The 14,576-nt window shown below is 37.8% G+C and carries 12 protein-coding genes; 2 read left to right on the plus strand and 10 right to left on the minus strand.

Features of this window, described 5'->3' with window-relative positions:
• Positions 1-238: 238 nt before the first annotated feature.
• Positions 239-733, minus strand: a complete 495-nt coding sequence (locus ABES03_RS20905; RefSeq protein ID WP_430120329.1) for an arsinothricin resistance N-acetyltransferase ArsN1 family A — start codon at positions 731-733, stop codon at positions 239-241.
• 175 nt (positions 734-908) lie between these two features.
• On the opposite strand from ABES03_RS20905, the gene ABES03_RS20910 reads away from it, so the two are divergent.
• Entirely contained in the window at positions 909-2,573 is a 1,665-nt protein-coding gene (locus ABES03_RS20910) for a M1 family metallopeptidase (RefSeq protein WP_430120307.1), read from the plus strand.
• A 64-nt stretch (positions 2,574-2,637) separates the two neighbouring features.
• Here ABES03_RS20910 and ABES03_RS20915 read toward each other — a convergent pair whose 3' ends face one another.
• The 9 genes from ABES03_RS20915 to ABES03_RS20955 all read right to left on the minus strand — a co-directional run bounded on the left by ABES03_RS20915 (position 2,638) and on the right by ABES03_RS20955 (position 13,338).
• Positions 2,638-3,033, minus strand: a complete 396-nt coding sequence (locus ABES03_RS20915) for a YidH family protein (RefSeq protein WP_430120309.1) — start codon at positions 3,031-3,033, stop codon at positions 2,638-2,640.
• Between the two features lie 6 nt (positions 3,034-3,039).
• The gene (locus ABES03_RS20920) at positions 3,040-4,107 is read right to left on the minus strand and encodes an alpha/beta fold hydrolase (RefSeq protein WP_430120311.1); all 1,068 of its coding nucleotides are present in this window, start codon (positions 4,105-4,107) and stop codon (positions 3,040-3,042) included.
• 26 nt (positions 4,108-4,133) lie between these two features.
• Entirely contained in the window at positions 4,134-4,688 is a 555-nt protein-coding gene (locus ABES03_RS20925) for a polyhydroxyalkanoate biosynthesis repressor PhaR (RefSeq protein WP_430120313.1), read from the minus strand.
• Between the two features lie 18 nt (positions 4,689-4,706).
• Entirely contained in the window at positions 4,707-5,417 is a 711-nt protein-coding gene (locus ABES03_RS20930) for a hypothetical protein (protein ID WP_430120315.1), read from the minus strand.
• Between the two features lie 43 nt (positions 5,418-5,460).
• Positions 5,461-6,732, minus strand: coding sequence for an MFS transporter (locus tag ABES03_RS20935; RefSeq protein WP_430120317.1), 1,272 nt, complete (start codon positions 6,730-6,732; stop codon positions 5,461-5,463).
• Between the two features lie 162 nt (positions 6,733-6,894).
• Positions 6,895-8,799 carry an alkyl/aryl-sulfatase gene (locus tag ABES03_RS20940; RefSeq protein WP_430120319.1) on the minus strand — a complete coding sequence of 635 codons (1,905 nt, stop codon included), beginning with the start codon at positions 8,797-8,799 and terminating at the stop codon, positions 6,895-6,897.
• 176 nt (positions 8,800-8,975) lie between these two features.
• Complete coding sequence (locus tag ABES03_RS20945) at positions 8,976-10,184, minus strand: iron-containing alcohol dehydrogenase (protein WP_430120321.1); 1,209 nt, start codon at positions 10,182-10,184, stop codon at positions 8,976-8,978.
• A gap of 45 nt (positions 10,185-10,229) precedes the next feature.
• Positions 10,230-11,750, minus strand: a complete 1,521-nt coding sequence (locus ABES03_RS20950) for an aldehyde dehydrogenase family protein (protein WP_430120323.1) — start codon at positions 11,748-11,750, stop codon at positions 10,230-10,232.
• 73 nt (positions 11,751-11,823) lie between these two features.
• A complete protein-coding gene (locus ABES03_RS20955) occupies positions 11,824-13,338 on the minus strand; it encodes a long-chain-fatty-acid--CoA ligase (RefSeq protein WP_430120325.1) in 1,515 nt (504 codons plus the stop codon).
• A 142-nt stretch (positions 13,339-13,480) separates the two neighbouring features.
• Here ABES03_RS20955 and ABES03_RS20960 point away from each other — a divergent pair, with 142 nt between their 5' ends.
• Positions 13,481-14,407 (plus strand): LysR family transcriptional regulator, encoded by a 927-nt coding sequence (locus ABES03_RS20960; RefSeq protein ID WP_430120327.1) that lies wholly within the window; start codon positions 13,481-13,483, stop codon positions 14,405-14,407.
• Positions 14,408-14,576 lie beyond the last annotated feature (169 nt).

The raw sequence follows: 14,576 nt of genomic DNA on the forward strand, positions 1-14,576 counted from the left end.
TTTCTGTTTTTTCCTCTTACCCTGTCAGAAGTTACCATTCCTTTTGACAGGGTTTTACTTTTTCCTCCAACTCTGTCCGAAGGTGCCTCAGATTCAGACGGGTTGAATTTTAATTCACTCAATCAGTGCGAAGGTGCTTTTGGATCATAAACAAAAAAGTACAGAGAGCCAAAGTTTACGAAAAAAGCCAAATTAAATAACACTTATATACCACTACTACCAATCTTTTTTATAAAGCCTACAATATTTTCTCCATCGCCATGACATCAACAAATTTACCATCTAGGATTCCTTGATTTTTAAATACCCCTACTTCCCTAAAACCCATCTTAGTATATAATCCCTGTCCTAATTGATTAAATGGAAATGTAAACAAAACTATTTTATGAAAGCCATTATCTTTAGCAAGGGATTCAAGTTCAGCTAAAAGCTTTTTGCCAATTCCCTTTCCTCTATATTCTCTTGAAATATAAACAGAAAGATCGGCAACACCATTATAAGCGCATCGGTTATTGTATTGATTCAAAGAAGCCCAGCCAACAATTTGATCTTCATATTCTGCTACAATCACCTTATATCGCACCTGATGACTCTCAAACCACTCCTTCATATAGGAGACATCTTTTGTTTCCGTTTCAAGCGTGGCAATTCTATCTTCAATACCTTGATTGTAAATAGATTGTATGGACGGAAGATCCAACTCTTCAGCTACTCGTATACCTACATCTGCCATCATTCACATCTCCTTTAGTAATTAAAATCACAATTATATTTACTTATAAACTAGTATAATGAAAAATTTATTTCAATCCCTTATAGGTAACTTTCCTGTAAAAGTCACGTCTAACCATATGGATGTTAGAATTTTCAGAATAAACTTTAACAAAAGTAGAATAAGGGGGATTTTAATGAAATTGATGTTAGTTATTTTATCGGTTTTGGGTTTTCTTATTTTTCTTGGCTGGACCATTTTTGCCTTTAAGAGAAAAACGGGTAAAACCAAAGTTCAAATGATTGGTACTGGTGTCTTTCTTCTCTTAACCTTTGGGGCACTTTTCTCTTATCAAACTAACTCAACTAAAGAAGTAAAATCACCAAAAGTGGTAAAGACAGTGGCCCAACCTACGTCTGAAGAAAAGCCCAAAGCTGAAGAACAAAACAAAGCAAATGAACAAAAGCCTACAGAGGAACAGCCCAAAGAAGAACCTGTTGATAAGCGAGTTGCCATTGATCATGGGCCAGGAAGTAAATTAAGAGGCCCTGCTAATCCACACTATTTAATGGATGTCACATATGATTCTAGTAATCACGTAATAAAAGGCAGCATGAGTGTCGATTTTCTTAATAACTTAGATGTAGATTTGACAAGCTTGTATTTCAACGTATGGGCAAATGCTAACACATATTTATTAAAGACTAAAAAAGATGCTAATGTGACATTTGATCAAATAAAGGTAAATGGGCAGCCTGCAACCTATTCCCTTGACGGAACCGCTCTACATATACCCGAGGTGAGTATTAAAAGGAAAGAAAAAGGCAAGGTAGAAATGAATTTTTCAGTGACAGTGCCAGAAGCACTGGATCGCTTTGGCTGGAATAAAACGACCACCTCATTAGGAAACTGGTTTCCTATTCTTGCCGTTTATGATGACGAGGGGTGGAACGCAGACCCATATTTCAACGGCGGAGAATCTTTTTATTCGTTAACAGGAAAATTTGATGTAACCTTGACTACTGAAAAAGAGCAAATCATTGCTACTACAGGAACCGAGGTTGGAGTTCCTAAGATTAACGGGGCATTAGCTACTCATCAATATAAGGCTGAAAATGTCCGGGATTTTGCGATGGAAATGGATCCTACCTATAAGATAAAACAAACGAAGGTCGGAAATGTAAATGTGAATGTTTATTATAAAGATGAACATGCGGAATATGTAGATTTAATGGAATACGGTAGTAAGAGTCTTCAATTATTCAGTGAAAAGTTTGGAGCCTATCCATGGCCGGAACTGGATATTTGTGCAATGGAAGGCTGGTTTGGTGGGATGGAGTATCCACAACTTGTCATGATATCCATACCATCCGATGGGAAAGCAGCAAGAATTGATTCTACTACGGCACATGAGATTGGTCATCAATGGTTTTATGGAATTATCGGGAATAATGAATTTGATGAACCATGGTTAGATGAATCCTTTGCAAGTTATGCTGCTGCATTATTCGACAAAACCTTAGATACTAATCCACCTGTGGATGAAACTAGATTAGCAGACGGTCACCTCACTCATTCCATTGATAATTTTTTTGAAAATGGAACAGAGAGTAAAAGAAACTACTATTACACGATATATGCGTACGGAGCCCAAACGGTGGATGACCTTCGAAAGGAGCTAGGTGACGACCAATTCTATACGTCCATGCAAGCCTATTTCAAAGCAATGAAGTTTGGCGTTTCTACTACGGCTGATTTTATTCGAATTATACAAGAAACAAGTAAACACGATTTAACTAAGTTTTTCGAAGCCCATCGCGTGTATTTATCCGATCAAGAGGTTGTTGAGGTTAGCTCGTAATAAGGTACAAAATCAGAAAGGTCATTGAGTTTATGTATCTCAATGACCTTCTTTAAAGCATTACTTAGGACTTCACTAATAATAAAAAAGAAAGATACATAAAAATCATGAACATTAATAGAGAAAATAAACTAGAAACAAAGATTATGGAATGGTTAGAAGGTGTGTAGATGCCACCTGTAATTTCCAATCTTTTCCGATTGTAATGTATTGTCGACAATACACAAGTTATAAAACCGATAGTACACGCAAATATTCCAAGAATGATGACTAAGGTATTAATGTAGTGATTGGAACTGATTTTAATTGTAAAATGTAATGAAGTTGTTAAGAAACCTACTCCTGTTATCGATATAGCCGTACGTATCCATGCAAGATACGTTCTTTCATTTGCTAAATGTTGCTGTGCATATTTTACACTATCTCCTGATGACTCTTCTATTCTATAAAAAGCTTTCATTAATGATTAAATCCCCTTCGTTTCCTCTGATCGATCCGAAAGCCACTTATCCCAAACTTCAGCAAATACCCCGGTCAAGGCAAGTGAAACATGTCCACCTTCATAAACCTCATAAGTTTTATCCTTACTTGAAACAAGGTCCATCACCGGAAGACTTTGCTTCTCTAATATAATTGTGTCACGTGAGCAAGAGAAGACTAAAAGCGGGCAGTTTATATTCTTTAAATCTACCTTCCTGCCGCCAATCAACAATTCTCCCTTTAAGAGTTTGTTCTCTTTATAGAGATCGTTGAACAACTGTTTTAATGCAGCACCTGCAAACGAAGCAGAGTCATTCGTCCACTTATCCATTCGGCGCCACTTTTCTACATATTTCTCATCATGTGCACGGGTGACCAGATTGATAGTAGAACTTGCAAAACCCGGTGATACCATCCTAAATATCAAATACATAATTTCTGTTGGAATGGTCCCATGTGCATCGGCAAAACGGTCAAGACTTAGCTCCCCTTTTTGTAGTGCTTCCAGCAATTTATCAGGAAAGATACCGATACTAAAATCGATTGGAACGGCTGCAAGGGATAAATTCTTAATTGGCAGTTCCGTTATGGAAGCCAAGATGGCTGCAATGGTTCCACCCAGGCAATAACCGGCAAGGGATATATCCTTTGCACCTGAATGTCTTAAAGCTCGCTTAAGGGCGTTCTCCAAATAATCAATGATATAATTATCAAGGGTGATATCAGAATCTTCAAGTCCAGGGGGCCCCCAATCCAATAGGTAGACATCATAGCCGCGTTCGGTAAGTCCGCCGATAACGCTGCTTCCTTCACCGATATCAAGAATGTACGCCTTATTTAACAAGGAGTAGACTAGAAATACTGGGATGGCATGTCTTTTTTCCTTTGCAGGATGATACCATAAGGTTGCTTTATTTTTCTTCCAGACAGTCTGCCTTGGTGTAGGTACAATCTCTGGCTTTGGCTCAGTCATAATTTTATAAAGCTGGTTCCACCGTTTCGTTTCTTTTTCTAAGTCTAAGTTTGGAAAAAGGTTTGTTCCTAATGCTTTCATTATTTTTAATGCTCCCTTCATTGTTGTTATTTTATTGTGTTAATACCAGTGAGCACTAGATCTTTATCCTGCTTTTTTTTCGGTTCTTTTTTCTGCTTTTCCTGCTCTATTTCGATGAGACCTCTCTCTATTTCTTTGCGCAATTCCTGAAGGTCAGCATTCATTTTTTGCGTTTCCGCCAGCTCTTGAGCCATCTTTTGGAATTCATTCTTCATTTGCATGACAATATTGACTACTTCTTCGAACATTCCTGAATTTTCTTTAGTAATGGAGCTTACACTATCTTGTAATTTCCAAATTTGTTCTTCTAAAATATCAATTTTTTCTTCTGTCTGAATAGACAGCTTTGCGGCATTAGCGACATCTTTCTTTGTCGGGATATTCATTAGTGCCGCAATTTGCTCTTGGTGCTTTCTAAGTCGCTCTAGATAAAATGAATAGGTGTTTAGGCCTGAACTTGCTGTGCGAACAAATTCTTTGTTGTCTGTTAGGTTATATAATAGGCCCGTTACTTGTTTGTCCCACATTTCACTCAATTGGTTGAATCCAACAAATGGATCAAAGAATTTTTCATTTGACATATTGTTTCTCTCCTTAAATTATGATTTTGAAGGTTCTTCCGTTTTTTCCATATATTTATTTAGCGGTAAGATAAGTTCTTTGAATTTTGTTGTAAACAGATTGACAAATCCTTTTTGAAATTCATATAGGGGATTTCCAGTTTGTTTAACAGTATTAATATATTGCATTCTTCCTTTTTTCCTAAGCTCAATATAATGCTCCATCATTTCTACATATTTCTCAATTGATTGGTAGTTTGCAATAGTTCGGCACGGTGTACTTAAGAGTGACAATACTGTCTTTTGAATTTGATTCATTTGCGCATTCATTTCCTCATAAGACTGAACCGGAAAGAAATGCTGCAAGATGGTGGTTGATATTAAAAATTCATCTCGAACAGTCTTCTCCCATTCAGTAAATTCCTTTGTAAATTGCTCTGCTATTGCTATTTTATTTCCCTGATTCCGTTGTACACTTTCAGAGAATCGTCTCACCTTTTCTAAAAAGACTTCGTCGCGATGTTCAGCACACTTTACCCATTCATCAAATTCCTGATATGCAAATCTCCAGAGCAGGTCTAGGCTAGAAACCGATGCTTCATTTTCGCCATCGACAGTGATTTCTTCGTCCTCTTTTTCCTCTTTTAATGGTTCATTTACAGTTTCAACCGTTTCGTCAACTTCTTGTTTTTTCTTTCGAGTTATTGTTTCTTTCAATGATTCTTTTAGATTATCTTTTTTTGCAGCCATATTTCGCACATCCTTTTAAAATTTTTTTAAATCAAAGTTGCTATTAGAGGTTCACTATTCTTTTATCATTCTCAGTTGAGACTCGGTGTTTTGGTTTTCCGAAAAGGTATATGAGTATAGCTGCAATCACCATAGCAATTGCCATCCCATAAATGGATGTGCTAAAACCACCTGCTAGATTTGAACCAGAATCTTGAATGAGTTTTCCAAAAATAATTGGAGCAACAATACCTGATGAAGTCATTACTCCATAATAAGTACCAGTCATAACACCTCTCCGCTGTGGGAGTAAACTAGTTACTGCTGTAGGATTAAGTGTGTTTATTGTGACTACTAATGTATTTACTAAAGAAAGAAGGATGATTATTGAACCCGAACCATTTAAAAGGGGATACATTGAGTACAAAATCCCTGCTAGAATAGCACAAATGGCAGTAAATAGAGTTCGCGACTTCCACAAACTTTGAGTTTTTTTGTATAAACGATCTGAAATGATGGCTAGTACCATTCCAAGAATCGCTCCTATTAATCCGGAAATGGCAATAACCATTGCAGACTGTTGTTCAGACAATCCCTTTACTTTCATTAGGTATGAAGGATTAAAGGTGAGTCCAAAGACAATTAAAGAATAGGCAATAAATGAAGTAAAAGTTGTAAAAATAAAAACGGGAGATCTTAAAGCCTTCCAGATATCTTTCCCATTAATATTTTGTTTGTTTTCCTGTTTACTTACTTCTTCTTCAAAAGATACAGGTGTTTTCAGCCGTCCCAGCCAAATCCAACAAATTAACCAGATAAAACTACAAATACCAGAAACAAAAAACGCCTGCTTCCAACCATAATTTGAGATTAGAAAAACCACAATTGGGGCTGTAACAGCGATCCCCACAACATTGCCAAAATTTATAATCGAGATGGCAAGTCCACGTGATTCCGGTTTAAACCATTTACAAAGATGACTGATTGCGGTTGCAGAAAAAGCACCTTCTCCTGCACCTAGTAATACTCTACTAAATATAAGCATTGGTAGACTTGATACAAACAACATCATAGATTGCGTAATTGTCCAAATAATCGCCATAATAGCCAGTAATTTCCCAGTTCCAAAACGATCAGATAAAGAAGCCCCTATTATTCCAACTATTGAAAACAACCAAAAAAAACTGCTGCCAACAATGCCAAACTGAATGGAGGTTAGATTCAAATCCTCCATAATATGAATTCCGGCTAAACCTGTAATGGATTTGTCAGCAAAATTAATAATAGACATAATAAAAAGTGCAAATAAAATAATCCATTTCGGCCAACTTTTCATTCAAACTCCTGCCTCTCACCAAATATATTCATTTTTTTCGATAAAAATTAGCAATCATACCTAAGGAGTAAAACACCTGCTTTGCCCGCCTTAATAGCGAGCAAGATTAAACAGGTGCTTATTGTGAAAAAAATTGAATCATAAATGATTTTTCTCAGTTAATTAAGGAGTTACGATATTTGGAAGAGCGTCGAACTTATCTAAAAGGGATAAAAATTCATTCAATTTTGTTTGGTCACCAGAAATGATTACTTTACCTGCTGCTACGGCTTGTTCTGGAGAAAGCATACCAAGTCCAATTCCATAGAATGTAAATTGATCAAGAGTTAAGGAAACATCTGAATCAGCATCAAACTTACCAGCTCTATAAATTAAAACGGAATTTTCTAAATAAATCGCATATTTTTGATTGGAATTTGATAACGTTACATTCAGCGTTATTTTTTTACCCTCTGCTTTTGGACCGTTTAGTTTAACAGCAATCAGCTTTAAGAATTCATCTACTGGCATATTTTTTATGATTCCGGAAACATCTAATGGGGAATTATCTTTATTAATTCCATTTCTTAGTTCCGATGAACCGACAAGATAAATATTACGCCAATTGGCAGATTCAGCTTGGTATCCTAATTGTTCGAATGCATCCGCTAATAAATTTTTTGCCTCCGAATTTTCCGGGTCGGCCATGACGACATTTTTTAATACTTGAGCTACCCAGCGATACTCACCATTTCCAAAGTCAGCTTTTGCCTGTTTCAAAATGTTAGCCGCTCCACCCATGTATTCTACATATTTAAGTCCAGCTTCCACTTGTGGCAATGGGTCTAAATCTGAAGGATGAGCACTATAATAACCTAAGTAAAAATTGTAAATCCCTTTTGAATTATGCTTTAAAGTACCGTAATATCCACGATTCCCCCAATAAGTATCCAATGCTTTTGGAAGTTTGATTGTTTCAGCTATTTCATCCATCGTATATCCGTGATTGGCTAAACGAACAGTCTGATCGTGCATATATTTATATAAATCACGTTGCAATTTCAAATGGTTTAATGCCTGATTCTTACCCCAAACAGGCCATGCATGGATCATGAGCAAGGCATCAATCTCTTTATTTTCAAATAAATCGATTGTTTTATCGAGTGAATTAGCCCAATGAAGGGCATCCCGGGTTTTTGCCCCTCTTACCGTATAAATTTGATGCATCAATTTATTGGCGTTCTCTGATACGAATAATGCTTTGTACTCTTGGATATAAAAATGCATTTCAGCTGGTGCTTCTGTGTTTGGAGTTAATAGAAATTGAAAGGTTACCCCATCGATTTCCATCGTTTCGATTTCGTTTACAATCTCAACAGTAGGTTTCTCAAAACTCATCTTCCCTGAACTCATCGTATTACCTATACCTATAGATACGGAGCCCTTTGTGCCGTCAAGTAAATTTTTCCCAAACTGATACTCTGCTCGACGCGCCATGATTGTCCCTAAAAGCACATTTTCACTTAACGCTTCTTCTGTAAAATATTGGGGAACTATAACTGGAATATCTGGATTCTCCGCATATTTTAGAACTGCTTGAATACCGCCAAAATGGTCAGCATGACTTTGACTAATAATGATGGCTGAAACTGGCTTTCTTGGACGATGTTTATAATATAATTCCATTGCAGCTGCAGCAGTTTCAGTACTTCCTAATGCATCACAGACAATGACTCCTTGTTTACCTTCAAAAAAGAAAGTGGTGGCGATTGATTGTCCACGAATTTGATAAACCCCTTCTACTACTTCAAACAAACCCGAGATAGCCTGTAATTGGGCATTTCTCCATAAACTTGGATTCACTGTGTCCGGAGCCGTGTCGTTTAGATATTCTAACGATTCTATGTCCCAAATGATTTCCCCAGAATCATCCTTAATCATGTTGGATTCTAAAGGTGCAATAAAGCCTCGGTTTGCATCTACAAAATCCTGTAAATCATCAAAATTTAGAGATTCGTACACTGCTAAATTTGCCTTTTTTGTAAAAGAAGTTGCGGACATAGGTTGAGTTGAAACTTTACTTTTCATACAAACCTCCAAGGATTATTATTTTAAATTTTAAAAAAAGGAAAACACTTTTGACTACCTGGCTATAATGTCAGTTCACCAACCAAACATTAAGAGGAGTTTTCAAGTGTTTTCCATATAACTAGATTGCCAGACTATGAAATGTAAAATTAGCGCTTTACATCTTGTAAACGAGATTAAGCCTTTATCGCAGGTACCTCGAAAACTTCATTTATCACTTTGGTGATTATCGTGGCTGGTATCTTATAGAAAACTCCGGCAGGGTCATTATGAACAGCTGGTACCAAATGTTGAAGCGTCTCTTCGTTACATTCAAATTCACCAAAAGTGTCTGGCAAATTCACTGCTTTGCGGAGATCTCTTATATATTGGACAACTTCCGCTAAACATTTCTCTGGTTGCTCTGATGGATTTGCGATTCCCAACGCTTGGGCAAACCCCGAAATTCTTGGCAAATAGTACGTCGGCAGGGACTCCATTACATTTGGCAACAATACAGCGTTTGCAAGCCCGTGCGGGATATGAAATTTTGCCCCTAACGCATGTGCCATGTTATGGACTGGAACCGCATTCATCGCAAGGCAAAAAGCAGAGATAGCCATTGAACTTGCCATTAGCATATTCGCTCTTGCTGAAAGATCGTCCCCTTTTCGAACAGCAGTTTCTAAATTGTCTACAATCATTCGAATCGATTGAATTGCATAGGCGTCTGTCATCGGATTGGCCTTTTGTGAAAAATAAGCCTCCACTGCATGAGTTAATGCGTCAAATCCTGTAAAGGCAGTGATTTTAGGAGGAAGCCCTACAGTTAAATCCGGATCCAGAATCGCCATATCTGCATTGATAAATGGATGAAGAAGATTTGTTTTTATTCCAATCTTTTCATTAAGGATAACGGCTACTGGTGATACTTCAGCACCCGTACCCGCCGTTGTCGCAATAGCTACATGCGGAATAAAAATATATTGGGCTTCTGGCCACCACTCCATCACATTTCCGGTAAGAAGGGAATCACGTATATCATTCAAACCTTTATGGAGCATCCACTTGATCCCTTTTACCGTATCCAAAACGCTGCCGCCACCAAGAGCAATTAAGGAATCACCGTTGCATTCTTTAAAGAAACGAGCTCCTCGATTAATAATTTCACCTTTTGCATCCTGTTCGATATCTTCAAACACCCCAACCAGCTCAGGTGTACCCGGCATGATTTCAAATAATTCTTTAATTTGAGCTGTAATTCCGGCCTGGGTTAAACCCTTATCCGTGAAAAGTACTGCTCGTTTACCCCCAAGCCCTTTTATCATCTCAGGAAGCAAAGTTCTTGATCCCGCCCCGCTATTTACAACCGTTCGAACAGAAAATTGAAAAAATGATGTCGACATAGAATCACCTGCTTTTTTATTTTTTTATTAATAAATGAATCTGTATTATCCCAATAATATTTGGTACCAATGTTTTTGGCTTACTTCAGGTACAAGTGAACAGTGAACATGCTTTAGCTGCGAATATTCGTCCAGTGCATGGCGGCCTAGCTCTCGCCCGAAACCGCTTTGCTTGTATCCCCCAAATGGAGCATCACTGCGGAGCATATGCCAATCATTGATCCAGATCGTTCCAGCCTTTAATTCACGAGCTATTTTCATTCCTTTATTTACATCTTTTGTCCAAACTCCACCTGCTAATCCATAAATCGTATCATTCGCGATTTCGATTGCTTCCTCAATTGTGGAGTAACGGATGACTGAGAGCACAGGACCGAAGATTTCTTCTCTAGCAATCTTCATGTCATTATGAACATCGGCAAAAATGGTAGGCTCAATATAATAGCCATTTTCAAATCCTTCAACAATTGCACGCTTTCCTCCGCAAATCAATCGTGCCCCTTCTTGAATTCCGGATTCAATATAAGAAAGTACGGTATCCAATTGTTGCTGAGATACCATCGGTCCCATTCCTGTTGCGATATCTAATGGATTTCCAATTTTAATCGTGCTGGCAAGTTCAGCTAATTGTTCAATTACTTGTTCATAAATGGAATCATGTACTAATACACGCGTACCGGATTCACAAACTTGTCCAGAGTGTGTCAAGAATCCGAATAAAATGCCAGGAATGGTAATGCTCATGTCAGCATCAGGCAATACGATTGCCGGTGATTTCCCGCCTAACTCAAGCGTGACACGTTTCACCGTTTTAGATGCCTGCTCCATAATGCGGCTCCCTACTTCTGTAGAACCGGTAAATGCTACTTTGTCTACACTTGGATGCGTGACAAGTGCTTCTCCAATGCTTGCACCAGGGCCAGGTACAACATTGAATACACCTGCCGGGATTCCAGCTTGAGCAGCCAATTCAGCTAATTTCAAGGTAGATAACGGAGTATTGGATGCTGGTTTAACTACGATCGAGTTCCCCATAGCTAACGCAGGAGCAATTTTCCACATTGCTAAAATCATTGGAAAGTTCCAAGCAGTTATAGCTGCTACCACCCCAAGCGGCTCTCGCCAAACTTGATTATTACTTGGTCCAGGAAATGGGACAGTAGAAAGAGACTCAACATACGGATACTCGACAGTAAACTTTGCAGTTTGCTGTAAGAGATCCACAATGGATAGGATGTCTAAGTTTGAAATCCGTCGAACGGTAGCTCCCGAACTAATAGACTCTAAATAACCCAATTCTTCAGCATGTTCAATGATCATATTTCCAAATTGGACAAGTACGTGAGCACGTTCTTGTGGAGATTTTTTAGACCATACTCCTGAATCAAAAGCCTGGCGGGCAGATGAAACAGCTGCCTCTACATCTTCTTTCCCAGCTTTCGCCACCTTAGCCGCGACTTCACCAGTTGCAGGGTTTATTACATTAAATGTTTCTCCGCTTAGAGCTGGCTTCCACTCTCCATTTAAAAAGAGTGGAAATTCCGATGTTTGCACTGTTGATACCATAAAAATTCCTCCTTGTTATTTACTCATTAAAAATCCACCAATTGTTTTTTAGACAAGTTCTTTATCAAACTTATTAAACTTCCACTGGTTCAACACGCAAAGCTCTTCTCAAAATTTTACCTGTACTGTTCTTAGGTAATTCCTTCATAAATTCCACTAGCTTTGGAAGCTTGTACTTTGCAAGCTTGTCCTGGCAAAAATGCAAGATGTCATCTATCGTTAAACATTCATCGTTAGATACAACGAAAGCCTTTACACTCTCTCCATATTCTGTATCCGTAATCCCTATTACAGCTGCTTCCACAATAGCCGGGTGTTGATATAATACTTCTTCCACTTCTCTCGGATAGACGTTGTACCCGCCAACAAGGATCATATCTTTTTTACGGTCCACGATATATATGTATCCTTCTTCATCCATTCGGGCCAAATCACCTGTATAAAACCATCCATCTTTCAAGGCTGAAAATGTAGCTTCCGGCATTCCTAAATACCCCATCATCACATTCGGACCTTTTACAATCAATTCTCCGACTTCTCCTCTTGGAACTTCCATTCCATCCGGATCCACCACTTTGTTCTTTACATCTGGTATATCTATACCAACAGAACCAGGTTTACGTGTTCCCCGCAATGGGTTGAAAGCTGTAACAGGGGCAGTTTCAGAAAGCCCATAGCCTTCTATAATTTGAACGTTATACTTTTCTTCAAATCGATGAAGCAGTTCAACCGGAATCGAAGCACCACCTGAAAAACAAGCGCGAATAGAAGATAAATCTGCTGCTGTTGTCTCGGGCAACTGAAGCATGAAGCTAAACATGGTTGGAACCCCAGCAAACAAGGTCGCTTTCTCTCTTCTAATCGTTTTTATTACCTCAGCAGGACTAAATTTCGGAACAATGACAATTGTTGCCCCACAGGCAATGGGCAAGTTGATACAAACCGACATAGAAAACACATGGAACATTGGAAGAACAGTAATCATACGGTCTCCTTCTGTGAACTCTGTAAGCTTAGATAATGATTCAACATTAGATGCCATATTTCGATGGGATAGCATGGCGCCTTTCGGCTTTCCAGTTGTTCCGGAAGTATAGAGAATGACTGCCAGATCATCCTCATGGATGGAAGGGCCTACAAAAATATCATTTGTTTCTTGAAAGAGAACCTCCCATGACAATTCAGACTTGATCGATTCTGTATATATGACCATCTTCAAATGTTCTAATTGCTCTTTCAATGGAGAAATTGTTGACTCTAAAGGAGAATCAGTAATCACAGCTTTCGCATGGCTATTTGATAAAATATAAGAAATTTCTGCTGAAGTGTAGGTTGGATTAATTGGAACAACTACTGCACCTGCACGAAGAATCCCATAGTAAGCAGTTACAAACTCAGGGCAATTTCCAAGAAGTAAAGCAACTTTGTCCCCTTTTCTGATTCCTATAGAAGATAACCCCGCTGCAACACAATCTACCTCATTATCAAGATCTGCATACGTTGTACTTTGGTACAAAAACGTATAGGCTATATTACTTGGATATCTTTCTGCACTGTTCTTTAAATTCTCATTCAAATTCAAAACCATTCTTTTCTTACTCCCCCACTCTTTTAAAGTTTAAGAAAATTAAGAATTACTTGAATTTATTATATATATAATTTACACTTAAATAAATCAACCATTACTGATGAATATATAAGCTAGACTTCTATATTAAAAGGAGAAACCTATGCATATCGAACAACTAGAGTACATTGTAAAGGTTGCAGAAACAGGCTCTATATCTATAGCTGCACATAACCTCCATGTTTCTCAATCCGGAATCAGTCAATCTATTACTAAATTAGAAGATGAGCTGGGGGTTAAAATTTTTAAACGCAACAGACGACTTGGTGCCGTTCCAACGAATGAAGGAAAAACGTTAATTAAAAAGGCTTATGAAGTATTAATGAAGCTTCACGAATTTAAAGAGGAAGCCCAAACATATAACACTGTCCATACTGGAAATTTAAAATTATCATCCATCCCTGGCTTTATGCTGTTTCTGTTGGAACCTTTATCCGCCTATAAAAAAGCCTATCCAAATGTGAATATAGAAATCTCTGAAAAAACTACCCAGCATATTATTGAACATGTCCAAAATAATCAGCTTGACATTGGCCTAATCACGATTTACGATGATATATTAAAAAAAGGAGAAGATCTAATATTTGAGGTAATACTTGAAGGAAAGATGATGGTGGCCGTCAGCAAAACGTCTCCATTAGCGTTACTTAAAACGATAACTCCTCAACAACTAATGACTCAAAATGTTATTTTATATAATGGTGATTATGTGAAACAATTTACAAATAAATTAATCAGTCAATTTGGGCCATTGAATATGTTATTTACGACGGACAATTCAGCAGTAATAAAAAAAGCGATTGTTGAAGGTTTAGGAATTAGTTTAGCACCTGACTTCACTTTTAAAAATGATCCAGATGTTTTAAGCGGTGAAATAGTCCCTCTCGAAATAATAGAGTTTGAACAGGAAAATGTAGGGTTAGGCTGGGTCCGCTCAGACAATAATCATTTTTCAATAAACACAAAGAAATTTTTAGAACAATTTAAATTCTACTCGCGAATGCTGAATTACTCACCACGTAATGAATAATATAAAAATTAAATAATTACAATAAAGGATGCCTTTGATATCAAAAGGCATCCTCTTTTTTTAATTGGCTCTGTTAAACTTGACTGTTGATTTCCGCTCCAGGCACTTCGCTTTCCGTGGGTGTTTCGGCGAGCCTCCTCGGCGCATGCGCCTGCGGGGTCTCCCCTGA

The organism is Neobacillus rhizosphaerae, from assembly GCF_050477885.1.
Classification (GTDB): domain Bacteria; phylum Bacillota; class Bacilli; order Bacillales; family Cytobacillaceae; genus Neobacillus; species Neobacillus rhizosphaerae_A.